Origin of the sequence: Saccharopolyspora erythraea, from assembly GCF_018141105.1 — a bacterium.
GTDB classification, from domain to species: domain Bacteria; phylum Actinomycetota; class Actinomycetes; order Mycobacteriales; family Pseudonocardiaceae; genus Saccharopolyspora_D; species Saccharopolyspora_D erythraea_A.
Genome location: NZ_CP054839.1, coordinates 6,678,441 through 6,703,073, shown reverse-complemented (window position 1 = coordinate 6,703,073; position 24,633 = coordinate 6,678,441). Strand labels below are relative to the sequence as shown.

The window sequence follows — 24,633 nt, the reverse complement described above, 5'->3', positions numbered from 1 at the left end:
GAGCCGACGCTCACACCGCTTGTGAAACTGCCCTAGCGGTCCTCGAGGTCGCCTTCGGCCTCGAGGTAGACCTCCTGCAGCGCCTGCAGGGTCTCCGGGTTCGGTTCCTCCCACATCTTGCGGTTCGCCGCTTCCAGCAGGCGCTCGGTGATGCCGTGCAGTGCCCACGGGTTGGACTCGGTGAGGAACTTGCGGTTCTCCGGGTCCAGCACGTAGGTCTCGGCCAGCTTCTCGTACATCCAGTCGCCGACGACGCCGGTGGTGGCGTCGTAGCCGAACAGGTAGTCCACCGTCGCCGCCAGCTCGAACGCGCCCTTGTAGCCGTGGCGGCGCATCGCCGCCAGCCACCGGGGGTTGACCACGCGGGCGCGGAACACCCGGGAGGTCTCCTCGGTCAGCGACCGGGTGCGGATCGAGTCGGGCCGGGTGCTGTCTCCGATGTAGGCCGCCGGGGCCTTGCCGGTCAGCGCCCGCACGGTGGCGATCATGCCGCCGTGGTACTGGAAGTAGTCGTCGGAGTCGGCGATGTCGTGCTCGCGGGTGTCGGTGTTCTTGGCCGCCACCGAGATCCGCTTGTAGGCGCTCTCCATGTCCGACCGCGCCGGCTCGCCGTCGAGGCCGCGGCCGTAGGCGAAGCCGCCCCACACCGCGTAGACCTCGGCCAGGTCGCGGTCGTCGCGCCAGTTGCGGCTGTCGATCAGCGGCAGCAGCCCCGCGCCGTAGGCACCCGGCTTGGAGCCGAAGATCCGCATGGTCGCGCGGCGCTGGTCGCCGTGCTCGGCGGTGTCGGCCCGGACGTGGGCGCGCACGAAGTTCTGCTCGTCGGGCTCGTCGAGGTCGGCGACCATCCGCACCGCGTCGTCGAGCAGCGCCACCACGTGCGGGAACGCGTCGCGGAAGAAGCCGCTGATGCGCACCGTGACGTCGACGCGCGGGCGGCCCAGCTCGTCGAGCGGGATCACCTCGAGCCCGTTGACCCGGCGCGAGGCCTCGTCCCAGGTCGGCCGGACGCCCAGCAGCGCCAGCACCTCGGCGATGTCGTCACCGGAGGTGCGCATCGCGCTGGTGCCCCACACCGACAGGCCGACCGAACGCGGCCAGTCGCCGGTGTCGGCGCGGTAGCGCTCGAGCAGCGAGTCGGCGATGGCCCAGCCGGTTTCCCAAGCCAGCCTGCTCGGCACCGCCTTCGGGTCGACCGAGTAGAAGTTGCGGCCAGTGGGCAGCACGTTGATCAGGCCGCGCAGCGGCGATCCGCTGGGCCCCGCCGGGACGTAGCCGCCGTCCAGGGCGTGCAGGGTGGCCGACATCTCGTCGGTCGTGGCGTCGAGCCGGGGCACGACCTCGGTCGCGGCGAACTCCAGGACCCGCACCACCGCGTCGGCAGGCTCCCCGAGGACCTCGGCGCACACCTCGGCCGCCGTGCCGGGCTCCCAGTCGCGGGCCTCCATCGCCTCGACCAGGGCGTGCGCGCGGGTCTCGACCTCGTCGACCCGCTCCCGCGCGACGCTGCCGTCCTCGGCCAGGCCCAGCGCCTCGCGAAGGCCGGGCAGCGCGGCGCTGCGCCCGCCCCACATCTGGCGGGCGCGCAGCATCGCCAGCACCAGGTTGACCCGGGCCTCACCGGTCGGTGCCTCGCCGAGCACGTGCAGGCCGTCGCGGATCTGGGCGTCCTTGACCTCGCAGAGCCAGCCGTCGACGTGCAGCAGCATGTCGTCGAACTCCGCGTCGTGCGGCCGCTCGTCCAGTCCGAGGTCGTGGTCGAGCTTGGCGGCCTGCATCAGCGTCCAGATCTGGCTGCGGATGGCGGGCAGCTTGGCCGGGTCCATCGCCGAGATGTTGGCGTGCTCGTCGAGAAGCTGCTCCAGCCGCGCGATGTCGCCGTAGCTCTCGGCCCGCGCCATCGGCGGCACCAGGTGGTCGACCAGGGTGGCGTGCACCCTGCGCTTGGCCTGGGTGCCCTCGCCGGGGTCGTTGACCAGGAACGGGTAGATCAGCGGCAGGTCGCCGAGCGCGGCGTCGGGCGAGCACGCGGCCGACATCCCCGCCGTCTTGCCCGGCAGCCACTCCAGGTTGCCGTGCTTGCCGAGGTGCACCATGGCGTGCGCGCCGAACTCGTCGATGAGCCAGCGGTAGGCGGCCAGGTAGTGGTGGCTCGGCGGCAGGTCGGGGTCGTGGTAGATCGCGATCGGGTTCTCGCCGAAGCCGCGCGGCGGCTGGACCATGAGCGCGACGTTGCCCGCGCGCAGCGCGGCGAGCACGATCTCGCCGTCGGGGTCCTGCGAGCGGTCGACGAACAGCTCACCGGGCGGCGGGCCCCAGTGCTCCTCGATCTCGCCGCGCAGCTCCTCGGGCAGCGTCGCGTACCAGGACTCGTAGCGCTTGGCGGGGATGCGGACCGGGTTTCCGGAGAGCTGCTCCTCGCTCAGCCAGTCCTGGTCCTGACCGCCCGCGGCGATCAGCGCGTGGATCAGCGCGTCGCCGTCCTGCGCCGCCACGCCCGGCAGCGCGTCGGGCCCGTCCTCGGGGCCGACGTCGTAGCCGTGCTCGCGCAGTCGGCGCAGCAGCTTGACCGCGCTGGCCGGGGTGTCGAGGCCGACGGCGTTGCCGATGCGGGAGTGCTTGGTCGGGTAGGCCGACAGCATCAGCGCTAGGCGCTTCTCGTGCTGCGGGACATGGCGCAACTTCGCGTGGCGCACGGCGATTCCCGCGACGCGCGCGGCCCGCTCCGGGTCGGCGACGTAGACCGGCAGGCCCTCGGAGTCGTTCTCCTTGAACGAGAACGGCACCGTGATCAGCCGCCCGTCGAACTCGGGCACCGCGACCTGGGTGGCCATGTCCAGCGGCGAAAGGCCCTCGTCGTTGTCCTCCCACGCGGCGCGGGTGCTGGTCAGGCAGAGTCCCTGCAGGATCGGGATGTCCAGTTCGGCCAGGGCCCCTACGTCCCACGCCTCGTCGTCACCACCGGCCTGGGCGGTGGCCGGCTTGCTGCCGCCGGCGGCGAGCACGGTGACCACCAGCGCGTCGGCGCGGCGCAGCTCGCGCAGCAGCTCGGGTTCGGGAGCGCGCAGCGAGGCGCAGAAGATCGGCAGGGCCTGACCGCCGGCGTCCTCGATCGCCTCGGAGAGGGCGTGCGCGAAGGCGGTGTTGCCCGCCATGTGGTGCGCCCGGTAGTAGAGCACCGCGACGGTGGGCCCGTCGGTCTCGCGCGGAGTGCGCTCCAGCACACCCCAGGTCGGGGTCTCGATCGGCGGGGCGAAGCCGTTGCCGGTCAGCAGGATCGTGTCGGACAGGAAGTTGTGCAGCTCGGTGAGGTTCTCCGGGCCGCCCTGGGCGAGGTAGCGGTGCGCTTCGGCGCAGACGCCGCCGGGCACCGTCGAGCACTCCATCAGCTCGGCGTCGGGGGCCTGCTCGCCGCCCAGCACGACCACCGGGCGCGGACCCGCCAGCAGCGCGTCGAGCCCTTCCTCCCACGCGCGGCGGCCACCGAGCAGCCGGACCACGACGAGGTCGACGTCGTCGGTCAGCAGCGGCAGGAGGTCGTCGACGCCCAGCCGCGCCGGGTTGCCCAGCCGGTAGTCCGCGCCGCTGGCCCGCGCGCTGAGCAGATCGGTGTCCGATGTGGACAGAAGCAGGATCATGCGGCTCGCTCCTCAACTGGGTGGGCTGTCGCCCGGGATGCGCTGGTGGAGGTGGGTACGTCTGCGCGGCGGGTGACGTCGAAGGGGATGTCTGCGGGGCGGACGCTCGCGCGTCCGGCCTCCGCGAAGCCGGCGGCGCCGGACAGGGGCCTCAGAGCGGCGAGCCGACCCGGTGCCGGTCCCCGCAGCGCTCCGCCGCTGAGCGTGCGCGGCGCTCGCGCGGTTCGGCCGGTCGCCGCGTTGCCGAACCCGCGACGCGTGGTTCGGCCGGGCGCCCCGCCGCCGAGTCCGCGACGTGCGGGACGCCCTCGGCCGGGATGGCGGCGGCACCGCGGGCCGGGCGGCCTGCGGAGGCCGGATGCGCGCGTTCGGCGCATGACGACACCCTCCTCGGGGTCCTCGCCCCGGGTCGTAGGTCGCGGCGACCGGAGTCTCCTGGCTCCCGGATCAGCGCTCGCTCCGCCTTCCCACCCCGCGGGGCAGTGACGTCGTTGGAGTCCGCTCCCCGGTGACAGTGGCGGGACCGCGCCGGACTCGCACCGGCTTCCTCCACCTGTCGCCGCTCGAATACTGCGAACACTCTCCGCAACGGGGCGATCTTCCGTCAAGTTCGCCGCGCATGACACGCGTCGCAACCGTCCGGACCCGGTCGCGTGGTTTGCGTCCGCAACAACCCGGGGCCGTAGGATCGGCCGGGTGTCCACAGCAGCCCGTCCCGAACGCGATGCCTGCCCCGGTGCCCTGCGGGTGCACGACGCCGCCGACGGCGGACTGGCCCGCGTCCGCGTGCCCGGCGGCGCGCTGACACCGCGGCAGTTCGCCGTGCTCGGGGCCGCGTCGGCCGGGCTCGGCGACGGCGGCCTCGAACTCACCTCGCGGGCGAACGTGCAGGTGCGGGGCCTCGCGGCGGGACAGCAGAGCGAGCTCGCCGACCGCCTTTCCGGCGCCGGGCTGCTGCCGTCGGCCACCCACGAACGGGTGCGCAACATCCTCGGCTCGCCATACGACGACGACCGGGCGCTGCTGGACACCCAGGCCGTGGCCCGCGCTCTGGACGAAGCGCTGTGCGCGACGCCCGCGCTGGCCGATCTGCCAGGCCGTTTCCTGTTCGCCGTCGACGACGGCAGGGGAGACGTGGTGTCGATGGGCGCCGACGTCGGCCTGCTCGCGCTCGACGCCGCGACCGTCGCCCTGGTGCTCGGCGGCGTGGACTCCGGCATCCGATCCACCCCGGAAGGCGCGCCCGCGCTCGCCCTCGCCGCGGCCGAGGCGTTCCTGGCAGAGAAGGACGGCCGGGAGTGGCGGGTGAACGAGCTGCGCGACGGCGTGCGCGGGATCACCGAGCGCGTCCGCGCGGCTACCGGTGCCGTCCCGGTCGAACCGGTGCCGGTCCCGTCCACCCCGCCCGGCACGCATGCGCAGGTCGGAGAGGTCTTCCGGCGCGGCGACGCGGTCACGATCGCGGCCGGAGCGCCACTGGGCCGACTCTCGCGGGAGCAGGTGGATATCATCACCGCCGCGTCCGAGGCCGCCTGCGGTCTCCGGCTGACGCCGTGGCGAACCGTCGTCGTGACCGGCCTGCCGGCCGGCGACGCGCCATCGTGGCTGTCGGCGCTGGACGCGCGCGGGCTGGTCGTGGACGCCCGCGCACCCGGGGCCGGGGTCACCTCCTGCGCCGGGCGACCGGGGTGCGCCAAGGCACTCGCCGACGTCCGCGGGGACGCCCGGCGCGCCCTGCCGCCGCCCGGCGGACTCCCGGTGCACTGGTCCGGATGCGGACGCCGGTGCGGCAGGCCGCAGGGCAGGGTGCTGGACGTGCTCGCCACCGAGGCGGGCTACGAGGTCGGTCTCGACGACGAGACCCGGACGACCGCCACCGATTTGGACGAGGTTGGGGCCGCGCTGGACGCGGTACGGAGGGCAGTGTGAACGAGCGAACCGGGGCCGACGAGCAGTCCGGGGCAGGCAGCCCCGCGCGCTATCGCGGGGTGCCCGACTACGTGCGGGAGGGCGCGGAGATCTACCGGCGGTCCTTCGCCACCATCCGCGCCGAGGCCGAGCTCGGCGGGCTGCCGCCGGAGGTCGCCGGGGTGGCGGTGCGGATGATCCACGCCTGCGGCATGGTCGACCTGGTCGACGACCTCGCCTGGTCGCCGAACGCGGTCACCGGTGCGCGGGCCGCGTTGCGGGCCGGTGCGCCGGTGTTCTGCGACGCCGCGATGGTCGCGGCCGGGGTGACGAGGCGCAGGCTGCCCGCCGACAACGCGATCATCTGCACGCTGGGCGACGAACGCGTGCCGGAGCTGGCCCGCGAGCTGGGCACCACCCGCAGCGCGGCGGCCATGGAGCTCTGGCGCGACGACCTGGAGGGCTCGGTCGTGGCGATCGGCAACGCCCCGACGGCGCTGTTCCGGCTGCTGGAGATGATCGAGGAAGGTGCGCCCAGGCCCGCCGCGGTGCTCGGGCTGCCGGTCGGGTTCGTCGGCGCGGTGGAGTCCAAGCAGGCGCTCGCCGACCACCCCAGCGGCCTGGAGCACCTGGTCGTGCACGGCCGCCGGGGCGGCAGCGCCATGGCGGTGGCCGCCATCAACGCGATCGCGAGCGAGGAAGAGTGAGCAGCGGGAACGTCGTGGAGCACAAGGGCACCCTCTACGGGGTCGGGCTCGGCCCCGGGGACCCGGAGCTGGTGACGGTCAAGGCCGCCCGGCTCATCGAGAGCGCCGAGGTGGTCGCCTACCACTGCGCCCGGCACGGCCGCAGCATCGCGCGGTCGGTCGCCGAGCCGTACCTGCGGCCCAGCCAGATCGAGGAGCGGCTGGTCTACCCGGTCACCACCGAGACCACCGACCACCCCGGCGGCTACCAGGGCGCGATCGACGAGTTCTACGAGCGCGCCGCCGCGCGGCTGGCCGAGCACCTCGACGCGGGCCGCGACGTCGTCCTGCTCGCCGAGGGCGACCCGCTGTTCTACGGCTCCTACATGCACATGCACAAGCGGCTCGCCGGGCGGTTCGAGGCCCACGTGGTGCCCGGGGTGACCTCGGTGAGCGCGGCGTCGGCGGTGCTGGGCAGCCCGCTGGCCGAGCGCGACGAGGTGCTCACGGTGCTGCCGGGCACGCTGGCGCCGGAGGTGCTGGCCGAGCGGCTGGTGAGCACCGACGCGGCCGCCGTGCTCAAGCTGGGCCGCACCTTCGACGGCGTCCGGCAGGCGCTGGAGGACGCCGGACGCCTGGACCAGGCGTGGTACGTCGAGCGGGCGACCACCGAGAAGCAGCGCGTCGAGCCGCTGGCCGAGGTCGACCCGGAGAGCGTGCCGTACTTCTCGCTGGCCCTGCTGCCGAGCCCGGTCAACGCAGGCGGACCGTTCCACGCGGCCGCCCAGGCAACCGACGCCCAAGAGCATGGCGAGGTCGTCGTGGTCGGTCTCGGTCCGGCGGGCCGGGAGTGGACCACGCCGGAGGCGCTGGCCGCCCTGGCCGAGGCCGACGACCTGGTCGGCTACGGCCCGTACCTGGCCCGGCTGCCCGACAACCCGCGCCAGCGCAAACACGCCTCGGACAACCGCGTCGAGTCCGAGCGCGCCGAGTTCGCCCTCGAACTCGCCCGCCGCGGCGCCCGGGTGGCGGTGGTGTCCTCCGGCGACCCGGGGGTGTTCGCGATGGCCAGCGCGGTGCTGGAGGTCGCGGCGGAGAAGGGCGACGTGCCGGTGCGGGTGCTGCCGGGGCTGACCGCCGCGCAGGCGGTGGCCAGCCGGGTCGGGGCGCCGCTCGGCCACGACTTCTGCGTGCTGTCGCTGTCGGACCGGCTCAAGCCGTGGGAGGTGATCGTCGACCGGCTGCGCGCGGTGGCCGCCGCCGACCTGGTGATCGCCGTCTACAACCCGGCCTCGCGCAGCCGCACCTGGCAGGTCGGCGCGGCGCGGGACGTGCTGCTGGAGCACCGCTCGCCCGACACGCCGGTGGTCATCGGCCGCGACGTGGGCGGCCCGGAGGAGAGCGTCCGGGTGGTGCGCCTGGCCGACCTGGACCAGTCCGATGTGGACATGCGTTGCCTGCTGCTGGTCGGTTCCTCGACGACGCGGATCGCGCCGGGTGCCGACGGCCGCGACGTGGTGTTCACCCCGCGCCGCTACCCGGTGTGAGGGTGCAGGCCCTCGGCGGGATCACGCGTCCCCAACACGGAGTCCAGCCAGCGCACGGCGTCGTCCACGGTGTCCGCCGAGGGCGCAGGGGGCGGTTCCGGGCGCCGCACCACGACCACCGGCAGCCCGAGCTCCCGGGCGGCGGTGAGCTTCGCGGCGGTCATGGTCCCGCCGCTGTCCTTGGTGACCACCACGTCGATGCGGTGCTCGCGCAGCACGGCGAGCTCGTCCTCCACCGCGAACGGACCGCGGGCGAGCAGCGTCGTCGTGTGCGCGGGCAGCGGCGGCTCGGGCGGGTCGACGGTGCGCACCAGGAACCACAGGTCGAGTGCGGCGAAGTGGGACAGGCCCTGGCGGCCGGTGGTGAGGAAGACCCGGCTGCCCAGGCCGGGCAGCAGCGCCGCGGCCTCGGGCAGCGACGCGACGTGGTGCCAGTCGTCGCCGGGACCGGGCTGCCAGCCGGGACGGCGCAGCAGCAGGACCGGCACCCCGGTGCGCCCGGCGGCTTCCACGGCGTTGGCGGTGATGCCGCCGGCGAACGGATGGGTGGCGTCGACGACGGCCTCGACGCGCTCCCGGCGGAGCCAGTCGGCCAGGCCGTCCGGGCCCCCGAAACCGCCGACGCGCACCTCGCCCACCGGCGTCCGCGGCTCGCGGACCCGTCCGGCGAGGGAGTAGGTCACGTGCAGGCGGCCGTCGGCCGAAAGGCGCTCGGCGAGCCCGCGCGCCTCACCGGTCCCGCCGAGGACGAGCACCCGCCTCATACGGCACCCTCCGTTTTCGCTCCGCAACGCACACGGGGCATTCTCCGGGTATGAGCGGGCGCACCGAGGGATCGGGGCTGCGGTACGGCTGGACCACCGGAGCCTGCGCGACGGCGTCCACCACCGCCGCCTACACCGCTCTGCTCACCGGCAGCTTCCCCGATCCGGTCGAGATCGTGCTGCCCAAGGGCCATCGGCCCGCCTTCGCCCTGGCCAGGGAGCTGCTCGGGGAGGACTTCGCCACCGCCGGGATCGTCAAGGACGCCGGCGACGACCCCGACGTGACACACGGTGCGCTGGTGTCGGTCACGGTCCGCCACGCCGATCCGGGCCAGGGCGTGGTGTTCCGCGCCGGGCCGGGCGTCGGCACGATCACCAAGCCCGGCCTGCCGCTGCCGGTCGGCGAACCCGCGATCAACCCGGTGCCGCGCAGGCTCATCGCCGATGCGGTGACGCGGGTCGCCGGCGAGCACGGCGGCACCGGGGACGTGGTGGTCGAGGTCTCGGTGGACGACGGCGAGGAGATCGCCCGGCACACCTGGAACCCGCGGCTGGGCATCCTCGGCGGCCTGTCGATCCTGGGCACGACGGGCGTGGTCGTGCCGTACTCGTGCTCGGCGTGGATCGACAGCATCCGCCGCGGTGTCGACGTCGCCCGCGCCGAAGGGCTCCGGCACGTGGCGGGCTGCACCGGCAGCACGTCGGAACGGGTCGTCACCGAGCTGCACGGGCTGCACGACGAAGCACTGCTGGACATGGGCGACTTCGCCGGCGCGGTGCTGAAGTACCTGCGCCGCCATCCGGTACCGCGGCTCACCGTGGCCGGGGGCATCGGCAAGATCTCCAAGCTGGCCAACGGCCACCTGGACCTGCACTCGAAGCGTTCGCAGGTCGACTTCGCGGTGCTGGAGCTGATCGTTCGCGACGCGGGCGCCGGGGACGAGCTGGCCGCCGGGGTGCGCTCGGCCAACACCGCGCTCGAGGCGCTCCAGCTCTGCCAGGCCGCGGACCTGCCGCTGGGCGACCTGGTCGCGGTGCGGGCGCGCGAGGTGTGCCTGGAGACTCTGCGCGGTGCCCCGGTCGAGGTCGACGTCGTCGTCATCGACCGGGGCGGCACCATCGTCGGTCGGACCGACCCCCTCGGGCCCGTCTGAGTGGCAGTTGTACTCACCTTGCGTGGCGGTGCAGGTGGCGGAAACCTCAGGCGTCCTCCGGCTCCGGGATCTTGTTCTGACGTATCGCCCATACGCTGCGAAAAAGCTGTCCTCGCCAGAGAACGCCTGGGAACCCGCGGCGGTGCCGGTTGCGGGGCGGGCCAAGCCGGCTACGCCGCTTCAAGGATCGAAAACCAAGCCGATCCCGCGCGGCGGCCTGAGCTGGCGAACCTGCTCAGGCCGCGCCGAAGGACCCCGAGACCATCGTCTGGAACGCCCACCGGCCGCCGGTGCGCACCAGGAGGTCGCCGTAGCGGACGGCGTAGGTCTGCCCGTCCACCGTGAACGTCGCGTCGGTGACGACGAAGACGAGGTTCTCGTTGACGAACACCGGCGTGCGGTGGGACCGCATCTCGACCCCGTCCTGCCCGGCGCCCTGCTCGCGCATGCGGCGGACGAACTCCTCGCGCGTCCAGGATTTCGCGGGTCCGCCGCCGTCGGCGCTGTCGGAGACGACGTTGACCGGGAACACCGCCATGTCCGCCATACGCTCGACCTCGCCCGCCGCGGCGTGCGCGTCGTACTCGGCGAACCACGCGAGGACGCCGTCGACCTGCTCCTCGGTCGGCACGAAGCCCGCCGCCGCGGACGGGGACTGCTGGGTGTTGGCCATGGGCATCCTCTCGTCGTGGACCTGCGCCCGTAGGTCGTACGGCGTACGGTATACGTTACGGGTCCACCTCGCCCGCCCTACAGCGGTGAGGGCACCTCGCCCTCGCTGCGGATGCGCCGCATCAGCTCCGGCATCGATGCGGTGTCGTTGACGTGCGGGAACTCGGCGTCCGGGACGTCGACGCCGAGGAAGTCGCACAGCGGCCGCCACCCCTGGCTGACGCGGAAGACCAGCAGCCGGTCGGCGGGCACGTACCGCTGCACCTCGGCGTTGTGCCGGTGGAAGACCTCGATCGCGTGGTCGCGGTCGGCGAAGCGGCCGTCGAACTCGCCGTCCCAGATCAGCTTGTGCAGCACGGGCCGGAACCGGGCCACCACCGCGTCGGCCTCGTCGCCCTGCGCCGGGGGTTCGCTGTTGGCGAGGCTGTAGATGGTGTTGTAGGTGCTCTCGTACCAGCGGTCGGCGTCCCGGTCGGTCAGGATGACCTTCGCCTCGGGGTGGGAGTCGACCAGCTCGCGCCAGAACGAGGTGCCCGGCCAGTCCACAGTGGAGGAATAGCCCGCGAAGACCTGGTCCCACGGCACGGTCTCGCCGCCCGCGAGGCGGGTCCAGTCGCCCATGAGCTCGGGCTTGGCCAGCAGTTCGTACATGTGGAAGCACGGTCCGAAACCGAGGTGCTCCAGGGCGACCTTCAGCGACGTGGTTCCGGTGCGGCCGAAGCCCGCGCCGATGACGTTGAGCATGCGAGTCCTTCCTGCGGTCGACGGGTTTCAGGCGGCGGACAGTGCGAGGACGGCGTTGTAGCCGCCCATGCCGAGTGCCGACTTCACGGTCACGCCGGGTTCCATGGCGGTGTGGCCGGTGAGCAGCTGGGGGTGCGCGGTGGCCACCGGCGCGGGTGCGGGGATCAGCGCGTGCTCCGCGCTCAGCGCGTGGATGGCGACCTCCAGCGCGGCGGAAGCGGCCTGGCAGTGGCCGGTGAGCTGCTTGGTCGAGTAGATCCCGGTGCCGCGCGGGAAGAAGCGCTCCAGCGCGGCTGCTTCGGCGTCGTCGCACTGCGGCGTGCCGGGGCCGTGCGCGTAGAGGTAGCCGACCTCGGCCGGGTCGACCCCGGCGTCTTCGAGCGCGTCGCGGAAGCAGCGCATGACCTGCTCGCGCCCGGGGTCGATGGAGATGACGTGGTGGGCGTCCTGGCTCATCGCGCCGCCGAGCACCCGCGTGTACGGGGTGCCGGTGCGCGAGAGCACGAGCCCCACCGCCGCCTCCCCCATGACGAAGCCGCGGGTGCCGGTCTGGAACGGGCGGCAGGCGTCCAGCGGTTCCAGGTCGGAGACCGCCGCGCCGATGTCGTTCCAGTGCGCCACGTGCGACGGCGTCGCCGACACGTCGGCGGCCACGACCACGACGTCGTCGGCGAGCCCGCCTTCGAGCCACATCCGGGCGGTGAGCAGCGCCGCCGCGCCGGAGGCGCACATCGCGCAGACGTGCATCGCCGGTCCGTGGAAGCCGTGGCGCTGGATGAAGTCCGACACCGGCGTGGAGGGCATCAGGCCGAGGTACTCGCGCTTGCGCCACGGCTGCTGCCTGCTCTCGAAGGCTTCCCGCTGGTCGACCTCGCCGAGCACCGCGGCGTGGATGACACCGACGCGCGGGCCGGGCCGCCAGCCGCGCCGCCTGGCGTCGACGACCGCCTCGTCGGCCGCGCTGTGCAGGGCCGCGGCGAAGCGGCTGCCCGCGTCCGGGCCCGGGCTCTCGGGCACCCGGACGACCCAGGCCGGCTGTTCCCCGTCGTGGCCGAACCCGGGGTGCAGGCCGGCCGCGGGCTTGCCGCTGAGCAGTCCTTCCCAGAGCCGTCGCGTGCCGTGGCCGTAGCCGGTGACGGCGCCGACACCGCAGATTCCGGGCGCAGTGGCAGACATCGTGGCTTCCTCCCTCGCCGGGGGCGGATCAGGCGGGAAGCCTAGAAGCAGTCGTCACCGGATTGGCGGTCGTGGCGACAAGTCGCCGCGACGGTGCCGGGCGGCCGGAATGTCCACTGAGGACTCAGTCGCGGCACCTCGCCGCCGAGTACAGGTGGCTGTCGGGGAACTCCGACGCGGTCAGCACCTTCCCGACCACGACGACGGCGGTGCGCACGATGCCGGCGGCGCGCACCCGCTCGGCGATGTCGGAAAGCGTGCCGCGCAGCACCACCTCGTCGGCGCGGCTGGCGGCGGCCACCACCGCGACCGGGCAGTCCGGGCCGTAGTTCGGCGCCAGCTCCTCGGCCAGCTCCTCGATCCGGTTCACCGCCAGGTGCAGCACCATCGTCGAGCGGCTGCGGCCGAGCGTGGCCAGGTCCTCGCCCTCGGGCATCGGCGTCGCCCGCGCCGACGTGCGGGTGAGCACCACGGTCTGGCCCACGCCCGGCACCGTGAACTCCCGCTTGAGCGCGGCCGCCGCGGCGGCGAAAGCCGGCACACCGGGCACGACGTCGTAGGGGACACCGGCGGCGTCGAGGCGCCGCATCTGCTCGGCGACCGCGCTGAAGACCGAGGGGTCTCCGGAGTGCAGCCGCGCCACGTCGAGCCCGGCCTCGTGTGCGGCCAGCATCTCGGTGAGGATCTCGTCCAGGGTCAGCTTCGCGGTGTCGACCAGCCTGGCGCCCGCGGGGCAGTGCTCCAGCAGCTCGGCGGGCACCAGGCTCCCCGCGTACAGGCAGACCGGCGAGGACGCGATGACGTCGCGGCCCCGCACGGTGATCAGGTCGGCCGCACCGGGGCCCGCTCCCACGAAACGCACCGTCATCGCTGTTCCTCCGTCGTCGGTTGCTGTCCGGAAGCCGGTTCCGTGCCCGGGTCCCGCGCCGGCTTGCGCACCGCCCACTGGGTTACCCGCATCGACGGGCGCCAGCCGGTGAACCCGCCGACCGGGGAGGCGTGGTCCACCGAGATCCGCACCAGCTCACCGCCCAGTGCGCCGTAGCGGTCGGCCACCAGCACCTCCGACTCCATCGTCACCGCGTTGACCACCAGCCTCCCGCCGGGCGCGAGCGCGTCCCAGCAGGTTTCCAGCACACCCGGTGCGGTGGCGCCGCCACCCACGAAGATCGCGTCGGGCGTCTCCAGCCCGGCCAGCGCGTGCGGCGCGGCCCCGGTGACGACCCGCAGGCCCGGTACGCCGAGCGCGGTCGCGTTCCTGGCGATCCGCGCCGCCCGGTCCTCGCGGTGCTCGACGGCGATGGCCCGGTTGGCCGGATCGCCGCGCATCCACTCGATCGCGATGCTACCGGCGCCGGCACCCACGTCCCACAGCAGCTGGCCGGGTGCGGGGGCGAGCCGCGCGAGCGTGCTCGCACGCACGTCGCGCTTGGTGAGCTGGCCGTCGTGCTCGAAGGCGTCGTCGGGCAGCCCGGCTACGCGCGGCAGGTGCGCGGCCGAAGGCTCGGCCCGGCACCGCACCGCGACGACGTTGAGCGCTCCGGTGTCGGGTCGGTCCCACGTCGCTGCGCTGCCGCTGATCCGCTCCTCGCGCTCGCCGCCGAGGTCGGTGAGCACCGTCAGCTCGCTCGCGCCGTAGCCGCGAGCCGTGAGCAGCGCGGCCACGGCGGACGGGGTGGCGCCGTCGGCGCTGAGCACCAGCACGCGGTTGCCCGGCTGCACGGCGGGGTGCAGCAGCTCGACGGGCCTGCCGACCAGGCTGACCACCGCCGTCTCCTGCACCGGCCAGCCCATCCGGGCGCAGGCCAGCGACAGCGACGAAGGCTGCGGGAGGACGCGCAGCCGGTCCGGGCCGAGCAGCCGCACCAGCGTGGCGCCGATGCCGTAGAACATCGGGTCACCGCTGGCCAGCACGCAGATCGAGCGCCCGGCGTGCTCGGCGAGCAGCCCCGGCAGCGCGGGCAGCAGCGGCGACGGCCACGCCACCCGCCTGCCTACCGGCTCCGGCACCAGGTCGAGCTGCCGCGAGCTGCCGAACAGGACCTCCGCCGAGGCCACCGCGCGCCGGGCCCGCGGCGCGAGCCCCTCCCACCCGTCGGCGCCGATGCCCACGACGTCGACGAAATCCGGCATGTCCAGGTCCACAGTCACCACACCACCTCAGCACGCCGCCGTCAGAGGTTGCCCAGGACCTTGGTCACCGAGATCTCGATCACGACCCGGCGCGGGTTCGGCCGCGGTGTCTTGTAGCGCTGCTCGTAGCGGCGTTCGGCGTCGGCGACCGACTCCGGGTCGTCGCGCACGACGGCGCGGCCCTCCAGCGTGGACCAGCGGCGGCCGTCGACCTGGCAGACGGCGACCCGGGCGCCTTCCGGCCCCGCGGCCCGCACCTGGCGGGCCTTGTGCGAGGTGCCGGAGGAGATGACCCGCGCGGTGGCCGTGCCCGCGTCGAGCGTCACGCCGACCGGAACGACGTGCGGTGTGCCGTCCTGGCGCACGGTCGTCAGCGTGCTCAGGTGCCGTTCCCGCCAGAACTCCAGGAACGCGTCGCTGACGTTGTCCAAAGTGGACTTCGCGGCCACCGGCATCCTCCTCTTCCCCGGCGTTTCGCGCCGATGTGATCCAGCCCATGCGCCGCCGAACCGGCCAGGGCGCGCTTGGTTCGACTGTGGAACCTACCTCCGGCGCGCGCGACCTCGAACGAGATGATCGCCACCTCGCTCACGGGCCTGAAGTGATGCGAAACGGGCCCCTTCCGGTGGAAGAGGCCCGCTGCGCGAAGGGTCCGGGAGTCAGTTCGCCGACTGGCGGGACCGTCCCGGACGCTGCTGGCGGGGGCCGCCGCGGCGCCCGCCGTTCGAGTCGCCGCGTCCGCGCTGGTCACCGCGCCCGGTGCGCTCACCGCCCCAGTCGCCGCGCCCACGCTCGCCCTGGGGCCTGCGCTCGCCGCGTCCGCGCTGCTCACCCCGGCCACCGGGGTTGCGAGCCCCACCGCGTTCGCCGCCGCGCTGCGCGCCCGGACGCGAGTCGCGGCCGCCGCGCGGCGACTCGCGCCGCTTCGGCTCGGTCACCGCGACCCCGCTGGGTTCGCGGGCGCCGGTCAGCCGCGCCAGCTCCTCGTCGGCCGGGCCCACCTTCGTCGCGGGCGCCTCGACGCCCGCCTTGGCCGTCATGGCGCGGAACGCCCGCTTCTGGTCGTCGGTGACCAGGGTCACCACGGTGCCGGTGGCGCCGGCGCGGGCGGTGCGGCCCGCGCGGTGCAGGTAGTCCTTCGGGTCGGCGGGCGGCTCGACGTGGACCACGAGGCTGACGTCGTCGACGTGGATGCCGCGGGCCGCGACGTTGGTGGCGACCAGCGTCGTGGTCTCGCCCTGGCGGAACTCCTCCAGGATGCGCGAGCGCGCGTTCTGCGCCTTGCCGCCGTGCAGAGCACCGGCGCGCACACCGGCGGCGCGCAGCTTGCGGGTCAGCCGGTCGGCGTGGTGCTTGGTGCGCACGAACATGATCGTGCGGCCCTCACGGGCGCCGATGCGGGCCAGCACGTCCTGCTTCTGCTCGGCCGAGACCAGCAGCTGGTGGTGGTCCATGCTGTCCACGCTGGCCGCCGGGGGCGCCAGCGAGTGCACCACCGGGTCGGTCATGTACTCGTGCACCAGCTTGTCGACGTCGCCGTCGAGGGTGGCCGAGAACAGCAGCCGCTGGCCGTCGGCGGGCACCAGGTCGAGCAGCTCCCGCACCTGCGGCAGGAAGCCCATGTCGGCCATCTGGTCGGCCTCGTCCAGCGCGGTGCGCTCGACCTCCGAGAGCACGCAGGTGCCCTGCCGCACGTGGTCGGAGAGGCGGCCGGGGGTCGCCACCAGCACGTCGACACCGCGGCGCAGGGTGTCGGCCTGCCTGCTGAACGACATGCCGCCGACGACCTCGCGCACGTACAGGCCGAGCGCCTTGGCCAGGGGCTTGAGCGAGTCGGTGACCTGGGTCGCCAGCTCGCGGGTCGGCACCAGGACCAGCCCGCGCGGGTGCAGCGGCCGCGCGCTGGAGTCCTGCATCGCCAGCAGCGGCAGGCCGAACGCCAGCGTCTTGCCGGACCCGGTCTGGCCGCGCCCGAGCACGTCGCGACCGCTGAGCGCGTCCGGGATGGTGGCGGCCTGGATCGGGAACGCCTCGGTCATCCCGAGGTCGGCCAGCGCCCGCACCAGCCGCGCGGGCAGGCCGAGCGAGTCGAACGGGGCCGGGTCGACGGCGGTGACGCCGACCTGGTCGAACAGGCTCATCGCCGGTGCGGCGGCCGGTGCGTTCGAGCGCGGCCTGCGGCGCTTGGGCCTGCGGTTGCCGCGCGCGGACGTGGACGGCGAGCTGGGTGGCACGAAAGAACCTCCGCGGGAAATGGCACGTCTCGGGGAGGACTCGCGGTGACCGCGTGCGATCGCAAGGACGGGCCCGGCGCGACGAGGGCGCCGTTGGTCGGGTTTCGGATGCACCGGGGAAAAATCCGGGTCGCCGGAGAGCGGGAGGTCGTCCCGAGTGGACCCGGCCGGTGCGGCACCCGAGTCTAACCGATCGGGGTGAGCACCGGCCGGGACGCCTCAGTGGCTGTCTGCGAGCTCACCTTGCGCAGCGGTTCCGGTGGCGAGCCTCAGGCGCTCTCCGGCTCCGGGATCCAGTCCGCGCGCATCACCCGCTTCGAAGCTCGAAAACAGGCACTCAGGCCATCCGGGCCGCTTCGGCCAGCGCGGCGCACAGTTCGTCCGGATCGACCTGATCGCCGGGTGCGCCGCGGTCCCGGAACCACCCGGTGATGTTGTCGACGTCACGCCGCAGGTAGGCGGCGCCCAGCGGGTTCGCCGCCAGGTCCACCGCCTGCGGGAGGTCGATGAGCAGCAACCTGCCCGGGCCGCCGGGTTCCGGCTCCACCAGGACGTTGTAGGCCGACAGGTCGCCGTGGGCGTAGCCCTGCTCGGCCAGCGCGAGCAGCGCGTCGACGAGCTGGTGCCACAGGTCGGCGAGCTGCTCGCGGTCCGGGCGCAGCGAGGCGAGCCTGGGCGCGGCCTCGCCCTGCGCGGTGCCCACGAACTCCAGCAGCACCTCGGTGCCGACGCGCTGCACCGGGTACGGCACGGGCGCCCCGGCGTTCCACAGGGCCGACATCACGCGGAACTCCGCCACCGCCCACTGCTCGGCGATCAGTCCGCGGCCGAGCGCGCTGCGGCGCGCCATCGCGCGGTTCTCCCTCGCCCGGCGCATCCGGCGGCCTTCCAGGTAACCCGCGTCGCGGTGGAACATGCGGTGGTCGCTGTGGCGGTAGCGCTTGGCCGCCAGCAGGCAGGACTTCCCGCCACCGGAATTCTCGCTGCGGGCCTTCTCGCCAGCCTTCCCGCCACCGGAATTCTCGCGGTCGGACTTCCCGCCGCCTGCTTTCTCGCCGCCGGACATCCCGCGCTCGGATTTCCCGGTGCCGGACGTCTCGCCGCAGGGCAGCGACCGGCGCAGCAGGTGGACGTCGGCTTCCTTGCCGGTCTTGAGGATTCCGAGCTCGTGGTCCACCGCGGCGAGCTCGGTCACGACCCACTCCGGGCGCGGGAGCGGACCGCGTTCGCCGGTGTCCCATGTGGACCATCGATCGGCGTCGCCGGGCAGCGGCCGGGGTTCCGGCTCCTCGCGCAGTGAGGCGAGCCGTTCGCGCTGCTCCTCGGTCAGGCGCCCTCGTCGGGCCTGCTCTTCGTCGAACCTCTTGCGCTGCTTGGTCCGGATCTTCGACATGCGCGGCATGTCGTCGTGGTCGTGTTCGTCGAATGCGTCTTGCGCACGCACTGCGTGGTGCTCCTCGCTGGCGATCCCGCGCCCGGAGCACCGCGGGTCAGCGCGGCGGGGCGGCAGGAGGTCGGTTCCGGGTGCGGCTGGGCGCGGCTGTCGGTAGCTGCCCAGCGCGGGCTTCCGTCGCGGTCGTGTCCACGGTGACCTCCTCCCTGTGCAGTCGATGGGCGTTCGTCCGGTCGGCTCGGTGCGAGCGCGTCCGGCTCGACGCGGGTTTTGTCCGACGGCCAGTCAAGCCGCCTTCCACCCTGCGCCGCAACCGGTTTTTCCCGAACGCCGCCGTGCGGCGCTCAGGCGCTGACCACGACGCACAGTTCGCGCTCGGCTTCCCGCTCCACGCGCAGCCCGGCGGCCTCGGCGACGGCGAGCAGTTCGCCGACGTCGGCGGGCTCCGCCGGCGCCTGCGCGAGCGCGCGGGCCAGCTTGCCCTTGTGCGCCTTGTTGTGGTGGCTGACGACCTTGCGCTTGCCGCCGGCGTCCTCCGACAGCACCCGCACCTTCACCGCGTGCGGCACCCGCGCCAGCGTCGCGTAGGCACCGGAGCGCAGATCCACCACGAGGTCGTCGACGTCGGCGAGCAGCGGTTCCAGCACCGGACGCCACATGCTGCGCAGCGGAGGCAGGCCGGGCAGCGAGCTGCCTCCGGAGAGCCGGTACGCGGGAATCGCGTCGGTGCCCCGCGCCAGCCCGAACAGCGCCGAGGCCACCGCCAGCCGCGAGTCCGCCTGCTTGCGCTCGGCCGCCGACAGCGAGCCGACGTCCAGCGCGTCGTAGAGCACGCCGGTGTAGCGCTCCAGCGCGGGCGCGGTGGGGGAGCGCAGCAGCTCGGCGTTGCGCTGCACCTCCTCGGCCTGCCGCTGCGACAGCCCGAGCGCGTCCAGGCTGGCGGGCACGTCGTCGGCCAGCGCGCGCAGCGCGTCGATCAGCTCCCGCCGCGCCGGGTTGAGCTCGGGGTGCGACAGGGCTTCGAGGTCCAGCGGTCCACCGTCACCGCCGACGGCCTTGGTCTCGGAAGGGGGAAGCAGGACGAGCACAGCGCGCCAGGGTAGCGGCCCGGCTCAGCGGCGGCCTCCGGCCGTCGCCTTCGACGCCGCGACCGGCAGCGCGGACAGGCCGTGGATCACCGACGTCGGCCGCCGCACCAGCGCCCCGGACCTGCGCAGCTCCGGTACCCGCGTGGCCAGGCAGCGGAAGGCGATCTCGGACTCCAGCCGCGCCAGCGGCGCACCGAGGCAGTAGTGGATGCCGCTGGAGAACGCCAGGTGGTCGCCCCTGGTGCCGCGGGTGATGTCGAAGCGGTCCGGCGCGAAGTGCACCGCCGGGTCCCGCCCGGCCGCGCCGAGCATCGGCAGCACCGCGGAGTTGCGGGGCAGCAGCCGGCCCGCCACCTCGACCGGTTCGTGGGCGATGCGCATCGTGGTCTGCACAGGCGGGTCCCAGCGCAGCGTCTCCTCGACCACTCCGACGGCGAGGTCCGGGTCGTCGCACAGCAGCCGCCACTGGTCGGGCCGCTCCAGCAGCGCCAGCACGCCGTTGCCGATCAGGTTGACGGTGGTCTCGAACCCCGCGACCAGCAGCAGGTCGCACATCTGCACCAGCTCGGCGCTGTCGAGCTTGTCCTGGTCCAGCGCGGTGACCAGGTCGCTGACGATGTCTTCGCCCGGCTGGCGCCTGCGCTGCTCGATCAGGTCGCCGAACAGCTCGTTGAGCTCCAGCGTGGAGGCGCGCATCTGGCGCAGGTGCCGGATCGAACGGATGCCGTCGAGCGCGCCGGACAGCGCCGCGCCGTGCACCGCGAGCCGCTCGGCGCCCAGCTCGGGCAGCCCGAGCAGCTCGCAGATCACCCGGATCGGCAGCGGCGATGCGAAGTCGCGGATCAGGTCGAACTCGCCCTTGGCCAGCGCGCGGTCGAGCAGCTCGTGGGCGCTGTCCTCGATGCGTTGCCGGTAGTTCTCCAGCTTGCGCGGCCGGAAGGCGGGCGCGGCGAGCTTGCGCAGCCGGGTGTGGTCGGGCGGGTCGAGTTCGAGCAGCGAGAGCTGGAGCCCGACGGCCGCGGTCGTCGGGTCGCCGTAGGAGCCGTCGCTGGTGCGCACGCCGAACCGGCGGTCGCGCAGCACCGCGTCGCACACCTCGTAGGTGCTGGCCGCCCACACGCCGAGCCTGCTGCGCACCAGCGGTCCCCGGGCGCGCAGCTGCCGGTAGATCGGGTACGGGTCGCGCCGCCACGGCGCGTGCAGCAGCCGGGCCACCGGATCGCCGAGCCGGGCGATCGACCACGTGACCGCTCCGTGCAGCACCAGGCGAAGCCCCAGGTTCAGCTCCGCCGGCGAGCCGGTGCCGGCGGGTTCGGCGGTGGTCATCGGCGGCCTCCCTGGAGTGCGATCTCCCTTTCGAGGAGACCGCAGAACGGGTGGAAGCGGCAAGGGCCCGATCGGCTCAGTCCGCGCGCGGGCCACGGGCACGGCGGTGACCGTCGCGCAGGTGGCGCGACGCCAGTGACCGGGCGCTCGGCGCACCGGCGTGCGGTTCGCCGACGGCGTTCACTCGTGAACGCCCACGCAGAACTCGTTGCCCTCGGGGTCGGCCAGCACCCTCCACCTGATCCCCGGAGCCTCGTACCCGCCGAGCTCCCGCGCGCCCAGCTCCACCAGCCTGCGCACCTCGGCCGCCGGGTCGTCGGTGCTCAGGTCGATGTGCACGCGGTTCTTGCCGGTGCGCGGCTCCGGCACCCGCTGGAGCCCCAGCGCGGGGCCGTTGCCGGACTTCGGCGAGAGCATCATGAACTCGCCCGCGTCGAACGCGACGGTCATGTCCAGGGCCCGCGTCCAGAACTCGGCGAGCCCCTGCGGGTCGGTGCAGTCGAAGGTGACCATGACGATGTCGAGCTTCATGCGGCAACGCTGGGCCCGGGCACCGACAGCCGACCGAAATGAGCTGGACCGGGCTCGCTACCCTGCGGAGATAACCGCCACGCCGTCTGAGGAGCGAGCAGCCGTGATCACGAGGATGTCGACGTTGTTCCTGCGTACCCTGCGCGAGGATCCGGCCGACGCCGAGGTGCCGAGCCATCGGCTGCTGGTCCGCGCCGGTTACGTCCGCCGGATCGGGCCGGGTATCTACTCGTGGCTGCCGCTGGGCCTGCGCGTGCTGCGCAACATCGAGGAGATCGTCCGCCAGGAGATGGACGCCATCGGCGCGCAGGAGATCCACTTCCCCGCGCTGCTGCCGAAGGAGCCCTACGAGGCGACCAACCGCTGGACCGAGTACGGCCCGAACCTCTTCCGGCTCAAGGACCGCAAGGGCGGCGACTACCTGCTCGGGCCCACCCACGAGGAGCTGTTCACGCTCACGGTCAAGGGCGAGTACAGCTCGTACAAGGACTACCCGGTCATCCTCTACCAGATCCAGACCAAGTACCGGGACGAGGAGCGCCCCCGCGCCGGCATCCTGCGCGGCCGGGAGTTCGTGATGAAGGACTCCTACTCCTTCGACCTCGACGACGAGGGCCTGGCGAACTCCTACCAGCTCCACCGCGACGCCTACATCCGGATCTTCGACCGCGTCGGCCTGCGCTACGTGATCGTCGCGGCGACCTCCGGTGCGATGGGCGGCTCGGCGTCGGAGGAGTTCCTGGCCGAGGCGGCGACCGGCGAGGACACCTTCGTCCGCAGCACCTCATCCGGCTTCGCCGCCAACGTCGAGGCCGTGGTGACCCCGGCGCCCGGGCCGGAGCCGATCGAGGACAAGCCCGCCGCGCAGGTCCACCACACCCCCGACACCCCGACCATCGAGACGCTGGTCGACTTCCTCAACGCCCACGGCGACCGCAAGTTCACCGCCGCCGACACCCTGAAGAACGTGCTGGTCAAGACCCGGCAGCCGGGTTCCCGGGAGTGGGAGCTGCTGGCCGTGGCGGTGCCCGGCGACCGCGAGGTCGACCTCAAGCGGCTGGAGGCGTCGCTGGAGCCCGCCGAGGTGGCGCTGCTGGAGGAGTCGGACTTCGCGGCCAACCCCTTCCTGGTCAAGGGCTACATCGGGCCGAAGGCGCTGCAGGACAACGGCATCCGCTACCTGGTCGACCCGCGCGTGGTGACCGGCACGGCCTGGGTGACCGGCGCGGACAAGCCCGACCACCACGTCGTTGACCTGGTCGTCGGCCGCGACTTCACCCCGGACGGCACCATCGAGGCCGCCGAGGTCCGCGAGGGCGACCCCTCGCCGGACGGCGAGGGCACCCTGGTCGCCGCGCGGGGCATCGAGATCGGCCACATCTTCCAGCTCGGCCGCAAGTACGCCGACGCGTTCTCGCTGGACGCGCTCGGCCAGGACGGCAAGCCCAAGCGCATCACCATGGGCTCCTACGGGGTCGGCGTGTCCCGGCTGGTCGCCGCGATCGCCGAGCAGAGCCACGACGAGCTCGGCCTGGTGTGGCCGCGCGAGGTGGCGCCCGCCGACGTGCACGTGGTCATCGCGGGCAAGGACGAGTCGGTCCGCGAGGGCGCGGAGCGGCTGGCGGCCGACCTCGACGCCGCCGGCGTGCGCGTGCTGCTGGACGACCGCAACTCGTCGCCGGGCGTGAAGTTCGCCGACGCCGAGCTGGTCGGCGTGCCGACGATCCTGGTCGTCGGCAAGGGCCTGGCCAAGGGCGTCGTGGAGGTCAAGGACCGCCGCAGCGGCGACCGCGCGGAGGTCCCCGTCGACGGCGCGGTGGAGCACCTGGTGAGCGTCATCCGCGGCTAGGACGTGTTTCAGGGGCGCAAGCGGCTCCGCCGCTTGTGAACAGAACCTGGTGGGGGTTCGGGTCCGGTTTCGCGGGCCGCCGGTTGCGCACCGGCGGCCCGCGTTCGCGTCTGCGGGTGCACGGCCACCAGCGCGCTGCCGCCTTGCCCGGACGTGTTCGCCCGGCATGCGGTGCGGGCGGTGAGAACGTCGTCGAGTCCGGTCGGCCGCTTGACGGCATATCGTTTTTCGATAGTATCGAAAAACGATATCCTGCTGGAGGTGGCCGACGTGGAGAAGGCGTCGTGGTGGGTCCGGCTCAACGACCACGTGCTGGAGGCGGCCGTCGGGCTCGGGTTGCTGCTGGTCGGGCTGTTCGGCGTGCTGTTCCCGGTCCTCGGGGTGATCGGCCCGATGCCGCCGACGGTCAACAGCAGGGAAGTGCGGCTCGGCGCGGCCACCACCCCGCCCGGCGGCGGAACCCCGGGGCCCGTGGCACTGCGCGGCACCGACAACGCCGAACTCGTCTTCGCCGCCCCGGACCTCGCGGAGCGTCTGCTGCTCGCCCTGCCCGGGGTGGTCGGGAGTCTGCTGCTCGTCGTGATCTTCGAGGTGCTGCTCCGGATCGCGCGCACCTTCCGCGACGGTGACTTCTTCGTGCCGAAGAACGCGCCGCGGCTGCTCGCCATCGCGCTGATCGTCCCGTTGTTCGGCATCCTGCCCCCGATGGTGGATGCGATCACCACCGACCTGCTGGTGTCGGGGACGGCCGTGGAGGGTTCGGTCCGGACAGTCTTCGAGTTCGACGCCGGCCCCGTGCTGCTGGGGCTGCTCATCGCCGCCGCGGCGGTGGCGTTCCGCAACGGCGCCCGCCTGCGTGACGACACCGCGGGCCTGGTCTGATGCCGCCGGAGAAGCCGCACCAGATCGAGTCCCACCTCGACCGGCTGCTCGCCGAGCGCGGCATGACCCTGGCCGAGCTCGCCGCGCGCGTCGACGTGACCGTTGCGAACCTCTCCATCCTGAAGAACGACCGGGCCAAGGCGATCCGCTTCAGCACGCTGAGCGCCATCTGCCGCGAACTGGACTGCCAGCCCGGCGACGTCCTCACCTACCGGCCTGCGTGATCAACGGCGTCCTGAGCCGTCAGAACGAGAAGCAGCCGAGCGCGGCGTTTCCGCCGCTTTGTTGACCGATCTGTACAGAACTGCCTAGGATCGGTTCCCGTGGGCAGGCCGAGGGAGTTCGACGAGGGTGCCGCTGTCGACGCCGCGATGCGGGTGTTCTGGGTGAAGGGCTACGAGGCCACCTCGACCCAGGACCTCTGCGAGTGCACCGGCCTCGGCCGGGGCAGCCTCTACAACGCCTTCGGCAGCAAGCGCGCCCTCTACGAGGCCGCGCTGCGCCGCTACGCCGACCGCGAGTTCGCGCCGGTGCTGGAGATCCTGGACAAGCCCGGCCCGGTCAAGGACCGGCTGCGCGAGCTGATGGTCTGGGTGATCGGCCTGGACGTGGCAGACCCGGACCACCGGGGCTGCCTGACGATCAACGCCGCCGTGGATGCCGCCGGGCGCACCGGCACCGTCGCCGAGTTCGCCCGGCGCGAGTTCGACCGGCTCGAAGGCATCCTCCGCGACCTGGTCGCCCTCGGGCAGCGCACCGGCGAGCTGTCGCCGGACCGCTCGCCCGAGCAGGTGGCGCGGTCGGTGCAGAGCACCTACTACGGCCTGCGCGTGCTGGGGAAGGTGCGCGGCCGGGACGAGCTGCTGGACGTCGTGGAAGGCACGCTCTCGAACCTCTGACGCAAACCT

The 24,633-nt window shown here is 73.4% G+C and carries 21 protein-coding genes and 1 riboswitch; of the genes, 8 read left to right on the top strand and 13 right to left on the bottom strand.

Annotated features, from left to right (window positions below; genetic code table 11):
• Positions 1-32 precede the first annotated feature (32 nt).
• Positions 33-3,638: a cobaltochelatase subunit CobN gene (gene cobN / locus HUO13_RS29935; protein ID WP_211898306.1), complete on the bottom strand. Its 3,606-nt coding sequence runs from the start codon at positions 3,636-3,638 to the stop codon at positions 33-35.
• Positions 3,639-4,067: 429 nt separating this feature from the next.
• Positions 4,068-4,187: riboswitch (cobalamin riboswitch) on the bottom strand.
• 147 nt (positions 4,188-4,334) lie between these two features.
• On the opposite strand from cobN, the gene HUO13_RS29930 reads away from it, so the two are divergent.
• From HUO13_RS29930 to HUO13_RS29920, 3 genes are read left to right on the top strand one after another with little or no spacing between them, the layout of a single operon-like run.
• Positions 4,335-5,567 (top strand): precorrin-3B synthase, encoded by a 1,233-nt coding sequence (locus HUO13_RS29930; RefSeq protein WP_211898305.1) that lies wholly within the window; start codon positions 4,335-4,337, stop codon positions 5,565-5,567.
• 59 nt (positions 5,568-5,626) lie between these two features.
• Complete coding sequence (locus HUO13_RS29925; protein ID WP_211903255.1) at positions 5,627-6,253, top strand: precorrin-8X methylmutase; 627 nt, start codon at positions 5,627-5,629, stop codon at positions 6,251-6,253.
• Positions 6,250-7,779, top strand: coding sequence for a precorrin-2 C(20)-methyltransferase (locus HUO13_RS29920; RefSeq protein ID WP_211898304.1), 1,530 nt, complete (start codon positions 6,250-6,252; stop codon positions 7,777-7,779). Before HUO13_RS29925 ends, HUO13_RS29920 begins: the two co-directional genes overlap by 4 nt.
• Here HUO13_RS29920 and HUO13_RS29915 read toward each other — a convergent pair.
• Positions 7,767-8,543, bottom strand: a complete 777-nt coding sequence (locus HUO13_RS29915) for a cobalt-precorrin-6A reductase (protein ID WP_211898303.1) — start codon at positions 8,541-8,543, stop codon at positions 7,767-7,769. The two genes, HUO13_RS29920 and HUO13_RS29915, sit on opposite strands and share 13 nt — an antisense overlap.
• 50 nt (positions 8,544-8,593) lie before the next feature.
• On the opposite strand from HUO13_RS29915, the gene HUO13_RS29910 reads away from it, so the two are divergent.
• Entirely contained in the window at positions 8,594-9,697 is a 1,104-nt protein-coding gene (locus HUO13_RS29910; RefSeq protein WP_211898302.1) for a cobalt-precorrin-5B (C(1))-methyltransferase, read from the top strand.
• 235 nt (positions 9,698-9,932) lie between these two features.
• On the opposite strand, the gene HUO13_RS29905 is transcribed toward HUO13_RS29910, so the two are convergent.
• From HUO13_RS29905 to HUO13_RS29855, 11 genes are all read right to left on the bottom strand, one after another.
• Entirely contained in the window at positions 9,933-10,370 is a 438-nt protein-coding gene (locus HUO13_RS29905; protein WP_211898301.1) for a DUF4440 domain-containing protein, read from the bottom strand.
• Between the two features lie 77 nt (positions 10,371-10,447).
• Positions 10,448-11,113: a sulfotransferase family protein gene (locus HUO13_RS29900; RefSeq protein ID WP_211898300.1), complete on the bottom strand. Its 666-nt coding sequence runs from the start codon at positions 11,111-11,113 to the stop codon at positions 10,448-10,450.
• Positions 11,114-11,140: 27 nt separating this feature from the next.
• A complete protein-coding gene (locus tag HUO13_RS29895; protein WP_211898299.1) occupies positions 11,141-12,289 on the bottom strand; it encodes a beta-ketoacyl synthase N-terminal-like domain-containing protein in 1,149 nt (382 codons plus the stop codon).
• 124 nt (positions 12,290-12,413) lie between these two features.
• Positions 12,414-13,157, bottom strand: a complete 744-nt coding sequence (gene cobM, locus HUO13_RS29890) for a precorrin-4 C(11)-methyltransferase (protein WP_211898298.1) — start codon at positions 13,155-13,157, stop codon at positions 12,414-12,416.
• Complete coding sequence (cbiE, locus tag HUO13_RS29885) at positions 13,154-14,434, bottom strand: precorrin-6y C5,15-methyltransferase (decarboxylating) subunit CbiE (protein ID WP_211903254.1); 1,281 nt, start codon at positions 14,432-14,434, stop codon at positions 13,154-13,156. Before cbiE ends, cobM begins: the two co-directional genes overlap by 4 nt.
• Positions 14,435-14,463: 29 nt before the next feature.
• The gene (locus tag HUO13_RS29880; RefSeq protein WP_211898297.1) at positions 14,464-14,877 is read right to left on the bottom strand and encodes a TIGR03618 family F420-dependent PPOX class oxidoreductase; all 414 of its coding nucleotides are present in this window, start codon (positions 14,875-14,877) and stop codon (positions 14,464-14,466) included.
• Between the two features lie 204 nt (positions 14,878-15,081).
• Positions 15,082-16,656, bottom strand: coding sequence for a DEAD/DEAH box helicase (locus HUO13_RS29875; protein WP_211898296.1), 1,575 nt, complete (start codon positions 16,654-16,656; stop codon positions 15,082-15,084).
• A gap of 337 nt (positions 16,657-16,993) precedes the next feature.
• The gene (locus tag HUO13_RS29870) at positions 16,994-18,058 is read right to left on the bottom strand and encodes an RIO1 family regulatory kinase/ATPase (protein ID WP_211903253.1); all 1,065 of its coding nucleotides are present in this window, start codon (positions 18,056-18,058) and stop codon (positions 16,994-16,996) included.
• 335 nt (positions 18,059-18,393) lie between these two features.
• The gene (gene yaaA / locus HUO13_RS29865) at positions 18,394-19,137 is read right to left on the bottom strand and encodes a peroxide stress protein YaaA (RefSeq protein WP_211898295.1); all 744 of its coding nucleotides are present in this window, start codon (positions 19,135-19,137) and stop codon (positions 18,394-18,396) included.
• Between the two features lie 24 nt (positions 19,138-19,161).
• The gene (locus tag HUO13_RS29860; RefSeq protein WP_211898294.1) at positions 19,162-20,463 is read right to left on the bottom strand and encodes a cytochrome P450; all 1,302 of its coding nucleotides are present in this window, start codon (positions 20,461-20,463) and stop codon (positions 19,162-19,164) included.
• 180 nt (positions 20,464-20,643) lie between these two features.
• Positions 20,644-20,994 carry a VOC family protein gene (locus tag HUO13_RS29855; RefSeq protein ID WP_211898293.1) on the bottom strand — a complete coding sequence of 117 codons (351 nt, stop codon included), beginning with the start codon at positions 20,992-20,994 and terminating at the stop codon, positions 20,644-20,646.
• Positions 20,995-21,097: 103 nt separating this feature from the next.
• Here HUO13_RS29855 and HUO13_RS29850 point away from each other — a divergent pair, with 103 nt between their 5' ends.
• From HUO13_RS29850 to HUO13_RS29835, 4 genes are all read left to right on the top strand, one after another.
• Positions 21,098-22,843, top strand: coding sequence for a proline--tRNA ligase (locus HUO13_RS29850; RefSeq protein WP_211898292.1), 1,746 nt, complete (start codon positions 21,098-21,100; stop codon positions 22,841-22,843).
• Between the two features lie 261 nt (positions 22,844-23,104).
• Entirely contained in the window at positions 23,105-23,725 is a 621-nt protein-coding gene (locus HUO13_RS29845) for a hypothetical protein (protein WP_211898291.1), read from the top strand.
• Positions 23,725-23,949, top strand: a complete 225-nt coding sequence (locus HUO13_RS29840) for a helix-turn-helix domain-containing protein (RefSeq protein WP_211898290.1) — start codon at positions 23,725-23,727, stop codon at positions 23,947-23,949. The genes HUO13_RS29845 and HUO13_RS29840 overlap by 1 nt, the downstream gene beginning before the upstream one ends.
• Before the next feature lie 99 nt (positions 23,950-24,048).
• Positions 24,049-24,624, top strand: coding sequence for a TetR/AcrR family transcriptional regulator (locus HUO13_RS29835; protein WP_211898289.1), 576 nt, complete (start codon positions 24,049-24,051; stop codon positions 24,622-24,624).
• Positions 24,625-24,633: the final 9 nt, after the last annotated feature.

Coding starts and splice junctions, on each gene's coding strand:
- HUO13_RS29870 (WP_211903253.1), bottom strand. CDS start 18,058: ATGCCGCGCATGTCGAAGATCCGGACCAAGCAGCGCAAGAGGTTCGAC.
- cobM (WP_211898298.1), bottom strand. CDS start 13,157: ATGACGGTGCGTTTCGTGGGAGCGGGCCCCGGTGCGGCCGACCTGATC.
- HUO13_RS29910 (WP_211898302.1), top strand. CDS start 8,594: ATGAGCGGGCGCACCGAGGGATCGGGGCTGCGGTACGGCTGGACCACC.
- HUO13_RS29840 (WP_211898290.1), top strand. CDS start 23,725: ATGCCGCCGGAGAAGCCGCACCAGATCGAGTCCCACCTCGACCGGCTG.
- HUO13_RS29880 (WP_211898297.1), bottom strand. CDS start 14,877: ATGCCGGTGGCCGCGAAGTCCACTTTGGACAACGTCAGCGACGCGTTC.
- HUO13_RS29915 (WP_211898303.1), bottom strand. CDS start 8,543: ATGAGGCGGGTGCTCGTCCTCGGCGGGACCGGTGAGGCGCGCGGGCTC.
- cobN (WP_211898306.1), bottom strand. CDS start 3,638: ATGATCCTGCTTCTGTCCACATCGGACACCGATCTGCTCAGCGCGCGG.
- HUO13_RS29905 (WP_211898301.1), bottom strand. CDS start 10,370: ATGGCCAACACCCAGCAGTCCCCGTCCGCGGCGGCGGGCTTCGTGCCG.
- HUO13_RS29895 (WP_211898299.1), bottom strand. CDS start 12,289: ATGTCTGCCACTGCGCCCGGAATCTGCGGTGTCGGCGCCGTCACCGGC.
- HUO13_RS29900 (WP_211898300.1), bottom strand. CDS start 11,113: ATGCTCAACGTCATCGGCGCGGGCTTCGGCCGCACCGGAACCACGTCG.
- HUO13_RS29855 (WP_211898293.1), bottom strand. CDS start 20,994: ATGAAGCTCGACATCGTCATGGTCACCTTCGACTGCACCGACCCGCAG.
- HUO13_RS29860 (WP_211898294.1), bottom strand. CDS start 20,463: ATGACCACCGCCGAACCCGCCGGCACCGGCTCGCCGGCGGAGCTGAAC.